The sequence below is a fragment of the Pseudomonas sp. R-28-1W-6 genome (assembly GCF_009799925.1).
Taxonomy (GTDB): domain Bacteria; phylum Pseudomonadota; class Gammaproteobacteria; order Pseudomonadales; family Pseudomonadaceae; genus Aquipseudomonas.
Window position 1 is genome coordinate 237,702 of record NZ_WELK01000001.1, and the last position, 19,867, is coordinate 257,568.

The 19,867-nt window shown below is 66.6% G+C and carries 15 protein-coding genes; 7 read left to right on the top strand and 8 right to left on the bottom strand.

Annotated features, from left to right (window positions below):
- Positions 1–27: 27 nt before the first annotated feature.
- From F3I62_RS01105 to pilG, 7 genes are all read right to left on the bottom strand, one after another.
- On the bottom strand, positions 28–1,050 hold the full coding sequence (locus tag F3I62_RS01105) for a chemotaxis protein CheB (protein ID WP_160487853.1): 1,023 nt from the start codon (positions 1,048–1,050) through the stop codon (positions 28–30).
- Positions 1,043–8,698: an Hpt domain-containing protein gene (locus F3I62_RS01110; RefSeq protein WP_160487854.1), complete on the bottom strand. Its 7,656-nt coding sequence runs from the start codon at positions 8,696–8,698 to the stop codon at positions 1,043–1,045. The genes F3I62_RS01105 and F3I62_RS01110 overlap by 8 nt, the downstream gene beginning before the upstream one ends.
- A 24-nt stretch (positions 8,699–8,722) precedes the next feature.
- Positions 8,723–9,586, bottom strand: a complete 864-nt coding sequence (locus F3I62_RS01115; protein WP_160488415.1) for a CheR family methyltransferase — start codon at positions 9,584–9,586, stop codon at positions 8,723–8,725.
- A gap of 68 nt (positions 9,587–9,654) precedes the next feature.
- Positions 9,655–11,697: a methyl-accepting chemotaxis protein gene (locus F3I62_RS01120; RefSeq protein WP_160077103.1), complete on the bottom strand. Its 2,043-nt coding sequence runs from the start codon at positions 11,695–11,697 to the stop codon at positions 9,655–9,657.
- Positions 11,698–11,780: 83 nt separating this feature from the next.
- Positions 11,781–12,317 carry a chemotaxis protein CheW gene (locus F3I62_RS01125; protein WP_160487855.1) on the bottom strand — a complete coding sequence of 179 codons (537 nt, stop codon included), beginning with the start codon at positions 12,315–12,317 and terminating at the stop codon, positions 11,781–11,783.
- Positions 12,318–12,366: 49 nt separating this feature from the next.
- The gene (pilH, locus tag F3I62_RS01130) at positions 12,367–12,732 is read right to left on the bottom strand and encodes a twitching motility response regulator PilH (protein ID WP_068824882.1); all 366 of its coding nucleotides are present in this window, start codon (positions 12,730–12,732) and stop codon (positions 12,367–12,369) included.
- Between the two features lie 45 nt (positions 12,733–12,777).
- Positions 12,778–13,185, bottom strand: coding sequence for a twitching motility response regulator PilG (gene pilG, locus F3I62_RS01135; RefSeq protein ID WP_160077107.1), 408 nt, complete (start codon positions 13,183–13,185; stop codon positions 12,778–12,780).
- A 242-nt stretch (positions 13,186–13,427) separates the two neighbouring features.
- Between pilG and gshB the strand changes: the two genes are divergently transcribed.
- The 7 genes from gshB (at position 13,428) to F3I62_RS01170 (ending at position 19,300) form a co-directional block, all read left to right on the top strand.
- Positions 13,428–14,390 (top strand): glutathione synthase, encoded by a 963-nt coding sequence (gene gshB / locus F3I62_RS01140; protein ID WP_160077108.1) that lies wholly within the window; start codon positions 13,428–13,430, stop codon positions 14,388–14,390.
- Between the two features lie 56 nt (positions 14,391–14,446).
- Positions 14,447–15,343 carry an energy transducer TonB gene (locus tag F3I62_RS01145; protein WP_160487856.1) on the top strand — a complete coding sequence of 299 codons (897 nt, stop codon included), beginning with the start codon at positions 14,447–14,449 and terminating at the stop codon, positions 15,341–15,343.
- A 63-nt stretch (positions 15,344–15,406) separates the two neighbouring features.
- The gene (locus tag F3I62_RS01150; protein ID WP_160487857.1) at positions 15,407–15,976 is read left to right on the top strand and encodes a YqgE/AlgH family protein; all 570 of its coding nucleotides are present in this window, start codon (positions 15,407–15,409) and stop codon (positions 15,974–15,976) included.
- Positions 15,973–16,407 (top strand): Holliday junction resolvase RuvX, encoded by a 435-nt coding sequence (gene ruvX, locus F3I62_RS01155; RefSeq protein WP_160487858.1) that lies wholly within the window; start codon positions 15,973–15,975, stop codon positions 16,405–16,407. The genes F3I62_RS01150 and ruvX overlap by 4 nt, the downstream gene beginning before the upstream one ends.
- A 100-nt stretch (positions 16,408–16,507) precedes the next feature.
- Positions 16,508–17,017, top strand: a complete 510-nt coding sequence (pyrR, locus tag F3I62_RS01160; protein WP_160487859.1) for a bifunctional pyr operon transcriptional regulator/uracil phosphoribosyltransferase PyrR — start codon at positions 16,508–16,510, stop codon at positions 17,015–17,017.
- A gap of 10 nt (positions 17,018–17,027) precedes the next feature.
- On the top strand, positions 17,028–18,029 hold the full coding sequence (locus F3I62_RS01165) for an aspartate carbamoyltransferase catalytic subunit (RefSeq protein ID WP_160487860.1): 1,002 nt from the start codon (positions 17,028–17,030) through the stop codon (positions 18,027–18,029).
- Positions 18,029–19,300 (top strand): dihydroorotase, encoded by a 1,272-nt coding sequence (locus tag F3I62_RS01170; RefSeq protein WP_160487861.1) that lies wholly within the window; start codon positions 18,029–18,031, stop codon positions 19,298–19,300. Before F3I62_RS01165 ends, F3I62_RS01170 begins: the two co-directional genes overlap by 1 nt.
- A gap of 56 nt (positions 19,301–19,356) precedes the next feature.
- Here the strand turns inward: F3I62_RS01170 and F3I62_RS01175 are convergent, their stop codons facing one another.
- Entirely contained in the window at positions 19,357–19,755 is a 399-nt protein-coding gene (locus F3I62_RS01175; RefSeq protein WP_160487862.1) for a TM2 domain-containing protein, read from the bottom strand.
- Positions 19,756–19,867 lie beyond the last annotated feature (112 nt).

Sequence of the window (19,867 nt, forward strand, 5' to 3'; positions counted from 1 at the left end):
CGATCCTGTACGAAGGCGAAGCGGGCGTCAGGCGCACTGCTCGGCCAGATGGTTCACCAGCGCCGCGGCCAGCTCGCGCGGGTCGCCGCTGAGGGCGCTGTAGCCGCCTTCGCGCAGGCTGTCGGGCATGCTCGGGCAGGCACAGCTGTCGCCGCGCTGGGTCCAGATCTGCCCGCCCTGGCGTCGCACGTAGGCGGCGGCGGCACTGCCGTCGCTGCCCATGCCGCTGAAGGCGATCACGCCGCAGTTGCCGGTGAAGTGCTGGGCCAGGTTGAGCATCATCTGGTCGATGGAGGGGCTGTAGGGTTCCGGCCAGGCGCGGTCGCAGACCTGCATGGCGCCGCTATCGGTGAAGCCCAGCTCGTGGGATACCGGGGCCACCACCACTTCGCCGCAGCGAATCGGGTCGCCATGCCGCGCCGGATTAACGTGCCACTGGCTGTGCCGGCCGACGGCCTGCGGCAGCGCGGTCTCGAAGCTGGCGCCGATGTGCTGGGCGTAGACGAAGCCGATCGGCAGGCCGCCGGGCAAGGCGTCGAGGAAGGCCTTGACCGCCTCCGGGCCGCCCAGCGAAGCCGCCAGCAGCCACACCTGGCGCGCCGGCTCGCCGGCCACCAGCGGTGTACCGGCCAGGGCCGCCGGCAGCTCCAGGCGTCCGGGACGCTGCGCTTCGGCGAGCAGGGCTTCGAGGCTCGGGCCGATGGCCTGGGCCGGGTCGCCGACCAGGCGCTTGAGCTTGCCGAACAGGCTGCGCTCCCAGCGCGGGTAGTTTTCCGAGTGGCGCTCCGGGGCATGCCCCTCGCCGAACAGCACCGGCGCATTGGAGCGCTCGAGCAGGTTCTCGACCAGCGGCGAATCTTCCGACTGGGCCAGATCGACCAGCCACAGATCCGGCTCGCAGGCAGCCAGAGCTTCCTCGTCGAGGCGCGCCGGGTCGCTATTGAGTACCACCTGGTATCCATTGCCGGACAACGCCTGCTGCAGCACATGGCGCTGCAGCGAGGTATCGGCAATCACGGCAATCCTTGCAGCTGTACGGCTATCACTCATGGTGCTTGACCAACTTCTGGATGTTTTCGAGCAGATCGGATTCCTGGTACGGCTTGCCCAGGTACTCGTTGACGCCGATCGCCATCGCCCGCTCGCGGTGTTTCTCGCCGGTACGCGAGGTGATCATGATGATCGGCAGGTCTTTCAGGCGCTCGTCGTGGCGCACCAGGGTGGCCACTTCGAAACCGTCCATGCGCGGCATTTCGATGTCCAGCAGCATGATGTCCGGCTTGTGTTCCTGCAGCTGGGCGATGGCGTCGACCCCGTCCTTGGCGGTCAGCACGTTCATTCCGTTGCGCTCGAGCAGGCGGCTGGTGACCTTGCGCACGGTGACCGAGTCGTCGACCACCATGACCAGGGTCGGCCGGTCCGCTTCGATCTCCGCCACGGTCTGCGGCGTATGGCTGGCCAGGCGCGGCTGCTGCAGCTGGCTGAGCAGGTGCGCGTGGCGCACGCGGATGGTCGCCAGCAGGTCGAGAATCACCACCACGCGACCGTCACCGAGGATGGTCGCACCGGAGATGCCGTGCACCCCGGCAAACTGCACGCCAAGGCTCTTCACCACGATTTCGCGCGAACCGGCCAGGCTGTCCACCTGTACCGCCACGGCGTGTTCGCTGGAACGCACCAAGATCACCGGCAGCGGCAGGCTCTGGCCGATCAGTTTGGGCTGCTGGCCGTTGTTCAGCAGGTCGCCGAGGTACTTCAGTTCGTAGGCCTGGCCGGCGTACTCGAAGCGCGGCGCGTCCGGCGCGTAGTAGGCCTCCAGCTCGTACGGCGAGACCCGCACGATACCTTCGATGGTGTTCAGCGGGATGGCGTACAGGTCTTCGCCGGACAGCACCATCAGCGCGCGGTTGACCGACACGGTGAACGGCAGGCGGATGAGAAAGCGGGTGCCCTCGCCCACCGTCGACTCGATGCTCATCGAACCGCCGAGCTGCTTGACCTCGGAGTGGACCACGTCCATGCCGACGCCGCGCCCGGAAATCTGGGTGACCTTCTCGGCGGTGGAGAAACCGGCCTCGAGGATGAACTGCAGGATCTCGTGGTCGGACAGATCGGAATCGGCATCCATCAGCCCGCGTTCGATGGCCTTGCGGCGTACCGCATCGAGCTTGATGCCGCCGCCGTCGTCGGCCAGGGTCAGGAGGATGTCGCCACCCTCGCGGCCCAGGCTCAGGCGGATGTTGCCGACGTCCGATTTGCCGCTGGCGCGACGCTTGTCGGCCGGCTCGATGCCGTGGTCGACGGCGTTGCGCAGCATGTGTTCCAGCGGCGCGACGATGCGTTCCAGCACGGTACGGTCCATCTCGCCTTCGGCGTTGCCGACATGGAACTCGACCTGCTTGCCCAGCTCACTCGCCACCTGGCGCACGATGCGGCGCAGGCGCGGCACCAGGCGGTCGAACGGCACCATGCGGGTGCGCATCAGGCCTTCCTGCAGCTCGGTGTTGACCCGGGCCTGTTGCAGCAGCAGGGTCTCGGCATCGCGGTTACGCGCGGCCAGGGTTTCCTTGAGGTCGAGCAAGTCGGAGGCGGACTCGAACAGCGCCCGCGACAGCTGCTGCAGCTGCGAGTGGCGGTCCATCTCCAGCGGGTCGAAATCCTCGTAGCCGGCACGCTCGGCCTCGGCCTGGTAGCGGCTGAGGATCTGCGCCTGGGTTTCGATGTCGAGACGGCGCAGCTGGTCGCGCACCCGCTCGATGGTCGCTTCCATCTCGCCGAGGGTGAAGCCGACGTCGCTGACCTGCTGCTCGACCCGACCACGGAAGATCGAGGTCTCACCGGCCAGGTTGACCAGGCCTTCGAGCAGATCGGCCGGCACCTTGACCAGCTCCTGCGGGGCGCGGCGCGAGGCGGCTTCGGCAGCGGCCTCGGCGGCGCGCTGGACGAACGGCAGGACGCGGCGTTCCTGCTGGCTCTGCGGCTGGCTGCTGACGGCGACAATCGGCGTATTCAGGGTCACCGCCGCGGGCGCCGGCGCTTCCGCGGGCGCGGCCTGCGGCAGAGCGGCTTCGGCCAGCGTCTGCGCGTCGAGGCGCTGGCGCAGCTGGTCGAGCTCCTGCTGCAGGCCTTCGAAACCGGACTGCACATCGAGGAACAGGCTTTCCGGCCAGGGCGCGCCCTGCTGCTGGGCCTCGGTCAGGTGTTGCTCGAGGTCGTGGCTGAGGTCGCCCAGGCGCTTCTGCCCGGCCAGCCGTGCACCGCCCTTGAGGGTGTGCAGGATGCGCAGCATCTCGTCGATGGCGCCGCCGTCTTCGCGGCTGGCTTCCCAGCGGCCGATGGCGGCCTCCATGGCCTCCAGCAGGTCGTCGCCCTCTTCGAGGAAGATGTCGAGGATCTCGTCTTCGGCGGTGGAATCGTCTTCCACCACCGGCTGCAGGTGCACGCTGGAGGGGATGCTCAGCTGTTCCGCGGGGTTGGCGCGAAACTGCTTGATGGTGGCGATCAGCGCCTCGCCATCCGGCAAGGCGCGATGGTCGCGCACCGCCTCGAGCATTTCCGCCAGACGATCGTGACAGGCCTGCAGCAGGCCGATCAGGTCCTGGCCGGCACGCAGGCGGCCGTCGCCGACGCCTTCGTAGAGAAATTCCAGTTCGTGGGCCAGGTCGCCGATCTCGCGGATCTCGGCCATCCGCGCACCGCCCTTGAGGGTATGCAGATCGCGCTGCAGGGCCTCGACCTCGAGGGTGTTGTCGAGATCAGCCATCCAGCGCTGCAGGGCGGCGCCGGCGCTTTCGATGATGTCGAAACCTTCTTCGAGGAAGATTTCCACCAGCTCCGGGTCGCGATCGTCTTCAACCGGCGTCGCAGCGGCCACGGCAACCGGCTGCTCGAGCGCTGGCGCGGCGGGTTCGGCTGGTTCACTCGCCGCCCACTCGACGAACTGCGGCGCGGCCTGCACTGCCGGTTCGGCAGCGAGCGCCTCGTCGATGGCGTCGGAGGGCTCTGCGGACCAGTCGGCATCGGCCGGGGCGGACAGTTCCTGCTCCGCGGACGGATCGCCGGCGGTCGCCGCCAGCGGCTCGCTGCCCAGTTCGGGCAGGGCACCGTCCAGCGCCCAGTCGGCGCCACTGAGGTCGGGCAGGTCTTCCAGCTGCGGCGCTTCGATCACGAAGGGCTGCGGCTCGGCCGGCTCCACGGCGGCGGCAAAGCCCGTTTCGTCCAGGTTGGGAGCGCTGAACTCGACGTCTACCAGTTCGCCCAGGTCCATTTCCGCCGACTCGGCGAGCTCGGGCTCTAGCGGGCTGTCGACCAGCGTCAGCGCGGGCAGCTCTTCCTCGACCAGCAGCTCGGGCAAGGCTTCGGCTTCGGCTTCGGCTTCGGCTTCGGCTTCGGCTTCGAAATCAGCGTGCACGGCCACCGCGGCGGCCGACAGGCTCGGCGCACCACCATTCTGGCGGAAGCTGCGGATCGCCTCGATCAGCGCCGCCGGATCGTTCAGCGGCCGACGACCCTGCAGCTGCTCCAGCAGCACGGCCAGGCTGTCGTGGCTCTGTTGCAGCAGGCCGGCCAGGTACGGCGAATGGCTGAAGCGGCGATCGACCAGCCCTTCGTACAAGGATTCCAGCTCGTGGGCCAGATCGCCGATGGCGCGAATCTCGGCCATCCGCGCGCCACCCTTGAGGGTATGCAGATCACGTTGCAGCGACGACAGCGCCAGGCCGTTGTCGGGCTCGGCGAGCCAGCGGTCCAGCGCCTGACCGGCGCTGTCGAGGATATCCACGGCCTCTTCGAGGAAGATCTCGACCATTTCCTCGTCGAGGTTTTCCGGCATGCCGCTGAGCACCACGGCGGGCTGTTCGGCCTGCGCCTCGGGCTCAGCCGCAACCGCCGGGCCCGGCTCGCTCACGGCGGGGAAATCGACTTCATCCAGCTCGATGACTTCCAGCCCGGCCATCTGCGGTTCTAGCAGAGCCAGGGTGGCCGGGGCGATGGCCTCGGCCAGCAGGGTATGGAGGGCGGCAACCCGCTCCGGCTGGGCGCTGACCTGCAGGCCGGCGGCGACCTGATCCATCATGCCGATCAGGGCTTCGTGGGCCGCTTCGGCCTCGCTGAAGAAGCGCTCGCTGATCGGCAAGCGGCCCTCCAGGGCGGCCTGGTACAGGGCCAGCAGGGCCTGGCACAGTTCGTCGATCTGCGGCAGCTCGGCCATTTCGGCACCGCGGCCAAGGGTCGCCAGCTCCTCCAGCAGGGCGCTGAGCTCCTGCTGCTCGCTAGGGTGCTCGCGCCACTGGCGCAGCAGGTCCTCGGCATCCAGCAGGATGTCCATGCCCTCGGCGAGGAAGATCGAAATCAGTTGCGGGTCGCGGGTTTCGCCCGGCTCGTCCTGTCGTTCCTGATCGGCGCTGTCGAGGCGCTCGTGGTGCAGCTTGTGCACATCGGCGAGCAGCTCGGCGGCACCCGGGATCTGCGCCAGCGGATGGCTTTCCAGTTGCTCCAGGCCGGCACGGAACAGCTGTTCGGCGCGGTGCAGCAGCTCGGCCTCGGCCAGATCCATGGGAATCAGGTTGGCCTTGAATTCCTTGGCCAGTTTCTCCAGCGGCGTGGCGATTTCGGCGATCGGCAGGATGCCGGCCATGTATGCACTGCCCTTGAGGGTGTGCAGGGCGCGCTGCAGCGTATCGGTCACCGGCTGCGGCAATTCCTGGGCGCAATCGGCGAGAAAGCCGACCAGGGCATCCAGATGGGTTTCCGCTTCGTTGCGGAAGATTTCCAGCAGCTGTGGGTCGAGGGCTTCGTCCAGCTCGGCGGCCGGCGTCTCGCCAGCCGGGGCAGCGGACTCCGGCCCGGCCTCGGGCGCCTCGGCAACCTCGCCGGCCGGCAGCTCGCGCTCGGCGCGCGGTGTCGAACCAGGACCGCTCGGCGGCGGCTGCTGGCCACGGGCCAGGGCATGGGCGGTGGCGGCCAGCAGGTCGACGTCGTCACGCTGGCGCTGGGCCTTGGCGGCGAACTCTTCGACCAGGGCCGGCATCAGCGCGACCACATCCTTGACCACCTGCTGCACCGGCGCAGAGGCCTCGATGCTGCGGTCGAGCACGCGGTTGAGCAGGTTCTCGATCGACCAGCCCAGCTCGCCGATGACCAGGGCGCGAACCATGCGGCCGCTGCCCTTGAGGGTGTGGAAGGCCCGGCGGATCTCGGTCAGGGCGTCCTTGTCGGCGCTGTCGGCGCACCACTGCGGCAGATATTCGCCAATGGTTTCCAGTACTTCTCCGACTTCCTCGACGAAGACCTCCAGCAGTTCCTCGTCCACCGGCTCTTCATCGGCCGGCGGCGGCAGCAGGCTGGGCGGCACATCCTGGGCCGGCGGGTTGATCGCCTGCACCGGGGCGGCCATCACGTCGGCCATCGACAGCGGCTTGTCGATCAGCGGGGCGGGAACTTCGACGGCGAACGGCTCGTTCGACAGCTCGACTTCCGGCAGGTCCAGGTCGGCGATCTCGGTCGTATCCCAGTTCAGCAGCTCGTCACCGATCTCGTCGAGGTTCAATTCTTCCAGCTGCAGATCGAGATCGCCAGGCGCCGTCTCAGCGTCCAGCGCCGGCAGCTCGGCGAGCTCCAGGCTGGGCAATTCGTCGCTCGGCGCAGACTCGTCCAGCGCCAGCGGCGCCTCCAGGCTGAGGTCGAAGCCCTCGCCCAGGTCGGCGGTGGCGGCTTCACCCAGGCTCCAGTTGTCGTCGCTGACCAGCAGCTCGCTCTCGCTCGCCGGCTGTTCGAGCGCGGAAAACTCGCTGTTCAGCTCATCCAGGCTGAAGGACTCGGCCTCGCCCAGCGCCTCGAGGTCGAGCGCCGGCTCCTCGTCCTGCGCCAGCTGCAGTTCGATCTCCGCCTCGGGCTCGGCCTGGATCGGCAGATCCGGCTCGGCGGCGGACAGCACGTCGATCTCGTGCAGCGGGTCGGCGTGCGGCGCGAAGCTCTCGGCGGCCGGTTCGATGCGATCGAGGATCGACGGCTTTTCCTTGAGCGGATAGCCCAGGCTTTCCAGGCTTTCCTCGGCGACATCGAGAATCAGGTCGCCCTGGGTCGCGTGGTCTTCGGCCAGGCGTTCGAGGTAGTACTCGACGCTGGTGATGGCGTCGGCCAGGGTGTCGAGGTTCTGCCAGTTGGGCACGGCCTTGCGCGCCAGCAGCTGTTCCTGGATATAGCGGTTGCAGGCCTGCAGCAGGGCGGCGGCACGCGCCAGCGGAATCATCGCCAGGCCGCCACGGACCTGGGTCAGCAGCTCCGGCACACGGGCCAGGTGCTCGTGGTTCCACTGCGAGGCGATGAACTCGATGATCGCGTCCTTGGCCTGCTCCAGGCCATTGCGCGCTTCCTTGATCACCAGCTGGTGAATCTGCGCCACGTCGGTGGTGGGCAGGTGGCTCTGTTCGTTCTGCCGGTCATCGGCCGGGCCGACCATGCCGGCCAGCGTCGCCTCGACGTACAGCAGGGCGCCGGCGACATCCATCAGCACCGCATCGCTGGGTTCGCGCTGGCCGAGGGACAGGCTGTGCACCACGTCGATCTGATCGACTATCACCTTGCGCGGCTGGCCGAAGCCGAGCACCGCCAGGGTGTCGGCGATCTGCTTGAGCGGCGCGAGCAGGCCGTCCAGTTCGGCGACCTGCTTGCGGTCGCTGCGCACGAACAGGTCGAGGCTGTCCTTGACCCGCACCAGCTCCTCGCACAGGGCGGCGACCACCGAACGCATGGCATCGCGGTCCGGACCGGCCAGACGCGCGCGCTCCTCGTCGACCACTTCGCTGTCCGGCAGCGCGTCGTCGAGGCGGTACTGTTCTTTCAGGGCACTGATGCGTGGCGATTGCGCGGGGGCCTTGGCCAGGTAGAACAGCAGGTTCTTCGCCAGGTCATCCGGCGCGGCCTGGTTGATCCCATCGGCGCCCTGTTCGACCAGGCGCTTGAGCTCCTTGTCGACCTGGCGCAGCAGGGTGCGCACCGACGCGCCATTGGCCACGCTGCCGTTGGCCAGGCCTTCGACCATGCCCGAGGCGATCTGCCAGATCGGGCCGAGCGGCGCGTCCTTGCACAGGCTTTCCAGGCGGGCGAAGACACGCGCCATGTAGCCCAGATTGGTCGGCAGATCCTGATTGCGGATCACCCCGACCAGGGCCATCTGCAACATCTGCCGCAGCTTGCGCAGCAGCACCGGCAGTTCGGCGGTGCGCAGCTTGTCGAGCGACTCGTGGGACAGCGCCGGCTGGCTGCCGGAGAGGTCGGGGGAGAACAGGCTGGTTTCCGACAGCAGCTTCTCGCCACGGGCCGCACGCAGGTCGTTGAGCAGCGGCAACACCACCATCGGCAGATCACGGCGTGCGCTCTGGATCCGTTCCAGGTACACCGGCAGCTGCAGGATGGCCTGCATCAGCACTTCCAGGGCCTCGCCCTGGTTGCTCACGCGACCTTCCATCAGGGCCTGGGCGAGTTGTTCCATTTCCTCGGCGAGCAGGGCCGCGCCGTAGAACTCGACCATCTGCAGGGTGCCATGCACCTGGTGCACATAGGTCAGGCAGAAACGCATGCGCGTCGGGTCCTGCGGGTTCTCGACGAACGCCTCCAGGGCCTGGCGGGCCTGCTTCAGGGTTTCCGCGATCTCGCCTTTGACCCACTCCAGGGCGACATAGTCGTGCCGATCACCCATACCGACTCCACTCATATTCTTGTCTTAGCCCTTGCGGGTAAACGCCAGCACACGCTCGTCGGCGACCGGGACCAGGTCCGGGTGCTGCCAACCGACCACTTCCCCCACTCCGACGACCAGCAAGCCCCCCGGCGCCAGGCGTTCGGCCAGGCGGTTGAGGATCTCGCGGCGCCGCCAGCGGCGGAAATAGATCAGCATGTTCTGACAGAAGATAACGTCCATGCCGGTCAGGGGCGCCTTGCCCAGTTCCAGCACATTCAATCTGGCGAAACAGATACGTGCCGCCAGATCCGGCACTACCTTGAAGCGTCCATCGGCCTGGGTAGCGAAATAGCGCTCGCCCAGGTCCGCGTCCAACTGTTCCAGCCTGCGCGCGCCGTACGCCGCCTCGCGGGCCTTGCTCAGCGCATTCAGGCTGATATCCGTGCCCGTGACGCCGAACTGCTGGGAGCTGCCGCTCTCACGCAGGACCTCGGCGGCACAGATGGCCATCGAGTAGGGTTCTTCACCACTCGAACAGCCCACGCTCCACAGCGCCCAGGGTTGTTGCTGCTGATCGGTCGCCAGACGCCCGCGCAAATAGCTGTCGAGCACATCGAAGGACGGCCGATGGCGAAAGAAGCGGGTTTCCTGCACGGTCAGACGATCCAGCAGGGTCGACCACTCCACCGCACCACGCGGGCCATCAGTGACCTGACGGTAGTAGGTGGCGTAGTCGGCGACGTCCAGTTCGCGCATGCGCGCAGTCAGGTTGGTCTGCAGGAAGGCCCGGCGCTGCTCGCTGATCACCACGCCGGTGCGCTCTTCCAGCAGCGCCTGCCAGTCGCGGAACTCCGTCTGTGACATATCGGCCAGGGGTTTCAAGGCCCAGACGCCGCTTGGCTGCATGCCGTGCCCCTCGCTCATGGCCGCGTTCCCCGGGCAGCGACCCGTTCAGGCCGCTGCACCTCCCATGATCAGACCTGGCCGTCCGGCAGGGTGAAGCCGGATACCGACTTGCGCATCTCACTGGCCATCTTGGCCAGGTTACCGATGCTCTTGGCGGTGGCGGTGGTACCGGCGGAGGTCTGCGAGGTGATCTCCTGGATCACGTTCATGGTGTTGGAAATGTGACCGGCCGAAGAGGCCTGCTGACGGGCGGCGTTGGAGATGTTCTGGATCAGCGCCGCGAGGGTCTTGGATACCTTCTCGATCTCTTCCAGGGCCACCCCGGCGTCCTGCGCCAGGCGGGCACCGCGCACCACTTCGGAAGTGGTCTGCTCCATGGAGATAACCGCTTCATTGGTGTCGGTCTGAATGGTCTTAACCAGCGCTTCGATCTGCTTGGTCGCCGCCGAGGAACGTTCCGCGAGGCGCTGTACTTCGTCCGCTACCACGGCGAAGCCGCGGCCCGCGTCACCGGCCATGGAGGCCTGGATCGCGGCGTTCAGGGCGAGGATGTTGGTCTGGTCGGCGATGTCGTTGATCAGGCTAACGATGTCACCGATCTCCTGGGACGATTCACCGAGGCGCTTGATTCGCTTCGAGGTGTCCTGGATCTGCTCACGGATGTTATCCATGCCGGTGATGGTGTTGTGTACGACTTCGTTACCCTTGTTGGCGATGGCTACGGAACGTTCCGCTACCGCGGAGGATTCCGAGGCGTTCGCCGATACCTGGTCAATCGACACGGCCATTTCGTTGATCGCCGCGGAAGCACCGGCGATTTCCTGGGCCTGATGCTCGGAGGCCTCGGCCAGGTGCATCGCGGTAGCCTGGGTTTCCTGGGCGGCGGCGGCCACCTGCACGGCAGTCAGGTTGATCGTCGCGACCAGGTCGCGCAGCTGGTCGATGGAGTAGTTGATGGAGTCGGCGATGGCACCGGTGAAGTCTTCGGTTACCGTCGCGGCCACGGTCAGGTCACCGTCGGCGAGGTCGGCGATTTCGTCGAGCAGACGCAGAATCGCCGACTGGTTGCGTTCGTTCTTCTCGGCGGTGGAGGCCAGGCGGCGGTTGGTTTCGCGCACCATCACCAGGCCGATGAGGATGATCGAGGCCAGGGCGATCAGGCCCAGCACATAACCGGCCAGGGTGTTGAAGTAGCGGCCGCCGGCCAGGCTCTCGAAGCCGCCGGTCAGTACCGAGGCCTTGTCCAGCAGGGTCTGCGATTCGTTGAAGATGGTGCTGGCGGATTCACGCACCTGGAACAGTTCCGGCGAGGTTTCCAGGATCTCGTCCACCGAACCGGAAACGAACTGGAACAGCTCGGAGATCTCGGCCAGACGCTCGAGAGCGTCCGGATCGGTGACCTGGGAGATTTCCATGGCGGCGTTGCCTTCGGTCATCGCCTTGAGCACGCGACCGAACAGGCTGGCGTCGCGGCCGAACATGTCGGCGGCCTGTACCGAGTCATCGTCACCGGCCAGTACCTTGTTCACCGAGCCGAGGATACGTTCGGCCAGCAGCGACTGGCGCTGGGCAACGGACACCTGGGCCGCCGGCGCACCGCTCTGCAGCAGGATGTCGACCACCTCTTCGTACTCGACCTGCAGCTGCGGAATGGTTTCCGCCAGGGTCGCGGCTACCTGGTGCAGCGAGAGTACGGTCTGTTCGCTGGCGAGAATGGCGTCGGCGTTCTTGCGCAGGCTGTCCCAGTCCTTCTGTACCGCCTCCATTTCCGCCTGCATCGAGGCCGGCGCCGGCGGCAGGCCGGTGGCTTCGCTGCCTGCGGTGAGAAAGCCCCAGCGTTCTTCGAAGCCGTTGCGCGCTTCCTTCAGCAGCGGGAAGGCTTGCGCCTTGCCGGTCGCCGCTTCGGTGGCGTTCTTCGCAATCCGCTGGGACAGAACACGCAGCTCACCGGCGTGGCTGATGTATTCCTTGTCGTAGTTCGACTGGGTGTTGAGGTAGGCGAAGTTGGCGAACAACAACACGATGGAAATGATCAGGACGATGAACAGTCCGGCGATCAGCGTGTTACTGCGCACACCTGCCAAAAGATTGCCTGCGTTGAATTTTTTCATTATCTGGCCCCCGCCTGGACCGACCGCACTACGGTTCCCATGTAACGCCAAAGGCCGGCAAATGCCGACCCAACCGAAAAACTTTAGATCGCCACGTCGAGAAAGCCCTGGTGCTGAGCCAGCGCATGCGGGCTGAACACCAGCCAGGGCTGCTCGCGCTGGAAGACGCCGTGGATAAAAGGTTCTATGGAAGCTTCGAGTGGTGGCAACTGCTCGGAAAAGGTATCCACCGGGAAGTGCTGCATGCCGAACACTTCGTCGACCGTCAGCCCGGCAAACACTTCCTGGTGATCCACCACCAGCACGCGCCGCTGCTTGCGCAACGGCGACAGGTCGGAACCAAAGAAGCCGCACAGATCCATGACCGGCAGCAGCCGGCCACGCACGTTGGCGACCCCCTTGACCCAGCTTTTCACGCCCGGCAGCAAGGTGTGCCGCGGCTCATGCAGGACTTCGCCGATCTCCCCCATGGGCGCCACGAAATAGCGGTCGCCCATGCGAAAGCCGATGCCACTCCAGGTCTGCACGGCCTGCTGCTGGGACGGCAGGCCGGCGGCCAGCAGCCGACAACGCTGGTCGATCTGTACGAGGAGCTGAAAGGGGGATTGCGCGTCCGACATGCCAGCCTTGGCCTTTTCTTGTTATTGGGCTCTACGCTCTTGCCCGGCCTTAGCCGGCCAGCACCGCATTCAGGGTTTTCATCAGGGTGTCTTCGTCGACCGGCTTGGTCAGGTAGTCACGCGCGCCCTGGCGCTTGCCCCAGACCTTGTCGGTCTCCTGATCCTTGGTGGTGACGATGATCACCGGGATGTGACTGGTGTCGGCATCCTTGGTCAGCTGGCGGGTGGCCTGGAAGCCATTGAGACCCGGCATGACGATGTCCATCAGCACGGCATCGGGCTTTTCCTGGCGAGCCAGGGCGACACCGTCGGCGCCATTCTCCGCCTTGAGCACCTGATGGCCGTGCTTTTCCAGCATGGCGGTCAGTTTGTACATCTCGGTTGGCGAATCATCAACAATCAAAATACGAGCCATGGAGTTCCCCATACGGAATAGGCTTCACCGGCCTGCGGCCGGAAATCAGGAGGCTTGTTCCACCGGAACGAAGTCGGGGACATGCGTCTTGATGGCACCGAGCAGCTCTTCCTTGCTGAAGGGCTTGGTCAGGTACTGGTCGGAGCCAACGATACGCCCCTTGGCCTTGTCGAACAGGCCGTCCTTGGAGGACAGCATGATCACCGGGGTGGATTTGAAAGCACTGTTGTTCTTGATCAGGGCGCAGGTCTGATAGCCATCGAGCCGCGGCATCATGATGTCGACGAAGATGATACTCGGGTGAGTATCGGCGATCTTGGCCAGTGCATCGAAACCATCAACAGCCGTGATGACTTCGCATCCGACTTTTTTCAGCAGAGTTTCAGCGGTGCGACGAATCGTTTTCGAATCGTCGATCACCATGACCTTCAAACCCTCGGAATGCTGTTCCATGTTTGCCCTACCATCGCCTCGGTGAGTCATTATTCTTGCGTTATCAGTGTGCCTGAGGCCCTGCCACCGACGGGCTGCGTCCCAATCGTCGGGCCTTTTTAGCACACTCTCCAGATGCAATCTATAAGCCCCGGATTCGCGGGGTTTTCCTTGACCGGCAAGGCCGCCGGCGCCACCCTTGCGCATCACAGTATGGCCACCCAGGCCTTTTTAGCCGGATTACGCTGCCGAGGTTTACCCCGATGAGCATTCGCCTGGGGATCGTCATGGATCCCATTGCCCAGATCAGTTTCAAGAAGGACAGCTCGCTGGCCATGCTCCTGGCCGCCCAGGCCCGTGGCTGGTCGCTGTTCTATATGGAACAGCAGGACCTGTACCAGAACGCCGGCCAGGCTCGCGCCCGCATGCGCCCCCTGCGCGTATTCGACAACCCGCTGCAGTGGTTCGAGCTGGACGCCGAGCAGGACAGCCCGCTGAGCGAACTGGACGTGATCCTGATGCGCAAGGATCCGCCATTCGACAACGAGTTCGTCTACTCCACCTACCTGCTGGAACAGGCCGAGCGCGCCGGCGTGCTGGTGGTCAACCGCCCGCAGAGCCTGCGCGACTGCAACGAAAAACTCTTCGCCACCCTGTTCCCCCACTGCATGCCGCCGACCCTGGTCAGCCGCAGGCCAGACATTCTGCGCGAGTTTGCCGAACAGCAGCGTGACATCATTCTCAAACCCCTGGATGGCATGGGCGGCTCCTCGATCTTCCGCCACCGCGCCGGCGACCCCAACCTGTCGGTGATCCTGGAAACCCTCACCGCCCACGGCAGCCAGCAGTGCATGGCCCAGGGCTACCTGCCGGGAATCAAGGACGGCGACAAGCGCATCCTGATGATCGACGGCGAGCCGGTGCCCTACTGCCTGGCGCGCATCCCGGCCCAGGGCGAGACCCGCGGCAACCTGGCCGCCGGCGGCACCGGCGAAGCCCGCCCGCTGACCGAGCGCGACCGCTGGATCGCCGCCGAAGTCGGCCCGGTACTGCGCGAGAAGGGCCTGCTGTTCGTCGGCCTGGACGTGATCGGCGAACACCTCACCGAGATCAACGTGACCAGCCCGACCTGCATCCGCGAGATCGACAAGGCCTTCGACACGCGCATCGGCGAACGCCTGATGGATGCGATTGCCGACAAGCTCGCAGCGCGCAGTGCTTCATAGACTTTTGCCCCCTCACTGGGCAGACTGCGCGGCATCCTGATGCCTGTCGAAGCCCGATGAACGCAGCCACTCTTCCGCCCGAACTGCCCAGCACTGGCGTCCGCCCGGCGGACCGGCTGGGCTTCACCCTGCTGATTGCGACCATCGTGCACCTGGCGCTGATCCTCGGCGTCAGCTTTACCCTGGCCAAGCCCGGCACCCTGAGCAAGAGCCTGGAAATCACCCTGTCCACCTTCAAGAGCGAAGCAAAGCCCAAGGAGGCGGACTACCTGGCCCAGGACAACCAGCAGGGCAGCGGCACCCTGGAGCACAAGGCGGCGCCGAAGACCACCGAGCAGGCGATCTTCCAGGACACCCAGGTCAAGCGCGTCACTCCGCCCAGCGCGCCGCCGCAGGCGCAACGCCAGGAAGCCGCGCCCAAGGCCGCCATCGCCACCCGCAGCCCGCAGCAGCAGAAGACCCCGAGCAAGACCGAGCGCACCCAGCCCGAGCCGGACGCCCGCGCCGCGCCGGTGTTCGACAGCTCGCAGCTGTCCGCCGAAATCGCCAGCCTGGAAGCCGAGCTGGCCCAGGAAGTCCAGCAGTATGCCAAGCGCCCGAAGATTCACCGCCTGAATGCCGCCTCAACAGCGCGCGACAAGGGCGCCTGGTATAAGGACGAATGGCGCAAGAAGGTCGAACGGGTCGGCAACCTCAACTACCCGGACGAGGCCCGCCGCCAGCGCATCTATGGCAACCTGCGCCTGCTGGTGTCGATCAACCGCGACGGCACCCTGTATGAAGTGCAGGTCCTCGAGTCGTCCGACCAGCCCCTGCTGGACCAGGCCGCCCTGCGCATCGTGCGCCTGGCCGCGCCCTTCGCCCCGTTCACCGGCGACATGGCCGAGTTCGATCGCCTGGAAATCATCCGCACCTGGCGCTTCGAGCGCGGCGACCGCCTGTCCAGCAACTGAGTCGCGGCCGCGCGACGGCGCGCCACACTTGAAGCCGGCGCCGCGAAGCTTGAAACTAGGCCGATGAAGAACTCCGCGCCCAGCTACCTCAAGCACCACTTCCTGATCGCCATGCCGCACATGGCCGATCCGAACTTCGCGCAGACCGTCACCTACCTGGTCGAGCACAACGAGCAGGGCGCCATGGGCCTGGTAATCAACCGCCCCAACGGCCTCAGCCTGGCCGACGTGCTCGAGCAGCTGCGCCCGGACGAAGAGCCGCCCGCCCGCTGCCAGAGCCTGCCGATCTTTGCCGGCGGCCCGGTGCAGACCGACCGCGGCTTCGTCCTGCACCCGAGCGGGACCAGCTTCCAGGCCACCCTGGAACTGGGCGAGCTGGCCCTATCGACCTCCCAGGACGTGCTGTTTGCCATCGCCGAGGGCACCGGCCCGCGCCAGCACCTGATCACCCTCGGCTATGCCGGCTGGGAAGCCGGTCAGCTGGAAGCCGAACTGGTCGACAACGCCTGGCTGACCTGCCCCGCCGCCACCGACATCCTCTTCGACCTGCCCTCCGAGCAGCGCCTGGAAGCGGCCGCCGCCCGCCTGGGGGTCAACTTGAGCCTGCTCAGCGCCCAGGCCGGCCACGCATGAGCGCCGACAAACCGCTGCGCCTGCTGCTCGGCTTCGACTACGGCAGCAAACAGATCGGCGTCGCCGTCGGCCAGGTAATCACCGGCCAGGCCCGCGAGCTGTGCGTGCTGAAGGCGCAGAATGGCGTCCCCGACTGGCAGAAGGTCGAAGCCCTGATCAAGGAATGGCAGCCGGATGCGATAGTCGTCGGCCTGCCGCTGAACATGGATGGCAGCCCCAGCGAGATGAGCGAGCGCGCGGAGAAGTTCGCCCGCCGCCTCAATGGCCGCTTCAACCTGCCGGTACACACCCACGACGAGCGCCTGACCACCTACGAAGCCAAGGGCGAACGCATGGCCCAGGGCCAGCGCGGCGGCAGCTACCGGGACAACCCAGTCGACGCCCTGGCCGCGGCCCTGCTGCTGGAAGGCTGGCTGGCCGAACAGCCGTGAAGCGTCGGCACCTGCCACCGTCGACCGCTACTGCATGGCATCCGCACCGACTACGCTGGAGCGGATCGCCCACCGCCTGTTAATTGCCCGAGGATCGCCCATGGCCCTGCCCAACCCCGCCGAACTGCTGCCCCGCATGGCCGCCGAGCTGCAACAGCTGCTGGCCAGCCGCGGCATCACCCAGCCGCACTTCATCGGCATCCGCACCGGCGGCGTGTGGGTGGCCGAAGCGCTGCTCGCGGAGCTGGGCCTGGACCAGCCGCTCGGCACCCTCGACGTGTCCTTCTACCGCGATGACTTCACCCGCAGCGGCCTGCACCCCCAGGTGCGCCCATCCGAGCTGCCGTTCGATATCGAAGACCAGCATCTGGTGCTGATCGACGACGTCCTGATGAGCGGACGCACCGTGCGCGCCGCCCTCAACGAACTGTTCGACTACGGCCGCCCGGCCAGCGTGACCCTGGTCTGCCTGCTCGACCTGAATGCCCGCGAGCTGCCGGTGCATGCCGACGTGCTCGGCGCGACCCTCGCCCTGGCGGCCAACGAACGGGTAAAATTGCTCGGCCCCGCGCCGCTCGCCCTCGAGCTGCAAACCCTCTCTGATTCCTAAGGCCTGCCCCATGCCTATCGACGCCAAGCGCTCGCTGCAGCTCAACGACCAGGGCCAGCTGCGCCACTTCCTCTCGCTCGACGGCCTGCCCCGCGAGCTGCTGACGGAAATCCTCGACACCGCCGACTCCTTCCTCGAAGTCGGCGCCCGCGCGGTGAAGAAGGTCCCGCTGCTGCGCGGCAAGACTGTGTGCAACGTGTTCTTCGAGAACTCCACGCGCACCCGAACCACCTTCGAGCTGGCCGCCCAGCGCCTGTCGGCCGACGTGATCAGCCTCAACGTGTCGACCAGCTCGACCAGCAAGGGCGAGACCCTGTTCGACACCCTGCGCAACCTGGAAGCCATGGCCGCCGACATCTTCGTCGTGCGCCATGCCGACTCCGGCGCCGCGCACTTCATCGCCGAGCACGTGTGCCCGAACCTGGCGATCATCAACGGTGGCGACGGCCGCCACGCGCACCCGACCCAGGGCATGCTCGACATGCTGACCATCCGCCGGCACAAGGGCGGCTTCGAGAACCTCTCGGTGGCCATAGTCGGCGACATCCTGCATTCGCGGGTGGCCCGTTCGAACATGCTCGCCCTGCAGACCCTGGGCTGCCCGGACATCCGCGTGATCGGGCCGAAGACCCTGCTGCCGATCGGCATCGAGCAGTACGGGGTGAAGGTCTACAGCGACCTGGCCAGCGGCCTCAAGGATGTCGACGTGGTGATCATGCTGCGCCTGCAGCGCGAGCGCATGCAGGGCGGCCTGCTACCCAGCGAAGGCGAGTTCTACCGCCTCTACGGCCTCACCGAGCAGCGTCTCAAGCTGGCCAAGCCGGATGCCCTGGTGATGCACCCAGGGCCGATCAACCGCGGCGTGGAAATCGAGTCGGCGGTGGCCGACGGCCCGCAGTCGGTGATCCTCAACCAGGTCACCTACGGCATCGCCATCCGCATGGCCGTGCTGTCCATGGCCATGAGCGGCCAGGCCGCCCAGCGTCAACTGAATGCCGAGGAGCAGAACTGATGCGCACCCGTATCTTCGGCGCCCGGGTCATCGACCCGGCCAGCGGCCTCGACCAGGCCAGCGAACTCTACCTCGACGGCGGCAAGATCGTCGCCCTCGACCAGGCCCCTGCCGGCTTCGTCGCCGACAAGACCATCGATGCCAGCGGCCTGGTCGCCAGCCCCGGCCTGGTCGACCTTTCCGTGGCCCTGCGCGAGCCCGGCTACAGCCGCAAGGGCAACATCGCCAGCGAGACCCTGGCCGCGGCCGCCGGCGGCGTCACCAGCCTGTGCTGCCCGCCGCTGACCAAACCGGTGCTGGACACCTCGGCGGTGGCCGAGCTGATCCTCGACCGCGCCCAGGAAGCCGGGCACGCCAAGGTGTTCCCCATCGGCGCACTGAGCAAGAATCTCGCCGGCGAGCAGCTGGCCGAGCTGGTGGCGTTGCGCGACGCCGGCTGCGTGGCCTTCGCCAATGGCCTGGCACCGATGGCCAACAACCGCACCCTGCGCCGGGCCCTGGAATACGCGGCGACCTTCGACCTGACCGTGGTGTTCCACGCCCAGGACTTTGAGCTGGCCGAAGGCGGCCTGGCCCACGAAGGGCCGACCGCCAGCTTCCTCGGCCTGGCCGGCATTCCGGAAACCGCCGAGACCGTGGCCCTGGCCCGCGACCTGCTGCTGGTCGAGCAGAGCGGCGTGCGCGCCCACTTCAGCCAGCTGACCAGCGCGCGCGGCGCCGAAATGATTGCCGCCGCCCAGGCCCGCGGCCTGCCGGTGACCGCCGACGTGGCGATGTACCAGCTGATCCTCACCGACGAGGCGCTGCAGGGTTTCTCCAGCCTGTACCATGTGCAGCCGCCGCTGCGCACCGCCTTCGATCGCGACGGCCTGCGCCAGGCGTTGAAGGCCGGGGTGATCGGCGCCATCGCCAGCCACCACCAGCCCCACGAGGCCGACGCCAAGCTGGCCCCGTTCGGTGCCACCGAACCCGGCATCAGCAGCGTCGAGCTGCTGCTGCCGCTGGCCCTGACCCTGGTGGAAGACGGCCTGCTCGACCTGCCGACCCTGCTCGCCCGCCTCACCGCCGGTCCGGCCAAGGCCCTGCGCCTGCCCGCCGGACGCCTGGCCGTGGGCGCCCCGGCCGACCTGCTGCTGTTCGAAGCCAACGGCCAGACCCTGGCCGGCGAGACCTGGTACTCGAAGGGCGGCAACAGCCCGTTCATCGGCCACTGCCTGCCGGGCAAGGTGCGCTACACCCTGGTGGACGGCCGCATCAGCTTCCAGGGCTGAACCGCCCGACCATGAAAAAGCCCGCCAAATGGCGGGCTTTTTCATGGCGGCAGCCGTCAGCCGCGCTGGGCGTTGCGCAGCGAAACCTGGTCGTTCAGGGTCCAGAAGTCGTAGAGCACGCCCAGGCCGAACAGGCCCAGGGTCAGCAGATAGAGGATGCCGCTGATCCACTTGCCCTGGTACATGCGGTGCACGCCGAAGGCGCCGAGGAAGGTGAGCAGGATCCAGGCCAGGTTGTAGTCGATGTCGCCAGCGTGGAAACGCAGGTCCGCATCGCGGTCCATGCTGGGGATCAGGAACAGGTCGATGATCCAGCCGATGAAGAACAGGCCGAGGGTGAAGAACCAGATGGTCCCGGTCACCGGCTTGCCGTAGTAGAAACGGTGCGCGCCGAGAAAGCCGAAGATCCACAGTAGATAGCCAATGACCTTGCTGTGCGTGTCCTGTCGTTGCATGTCTGCCTCCTGCGCAATGTGCAGCTGTCTGACGCCACACTCTACCCAAGGTTTCCCTGCCAAGAGAAATCCATTGCGTTACAACTTCTGCCTTGCCGGATCATGGGCAATC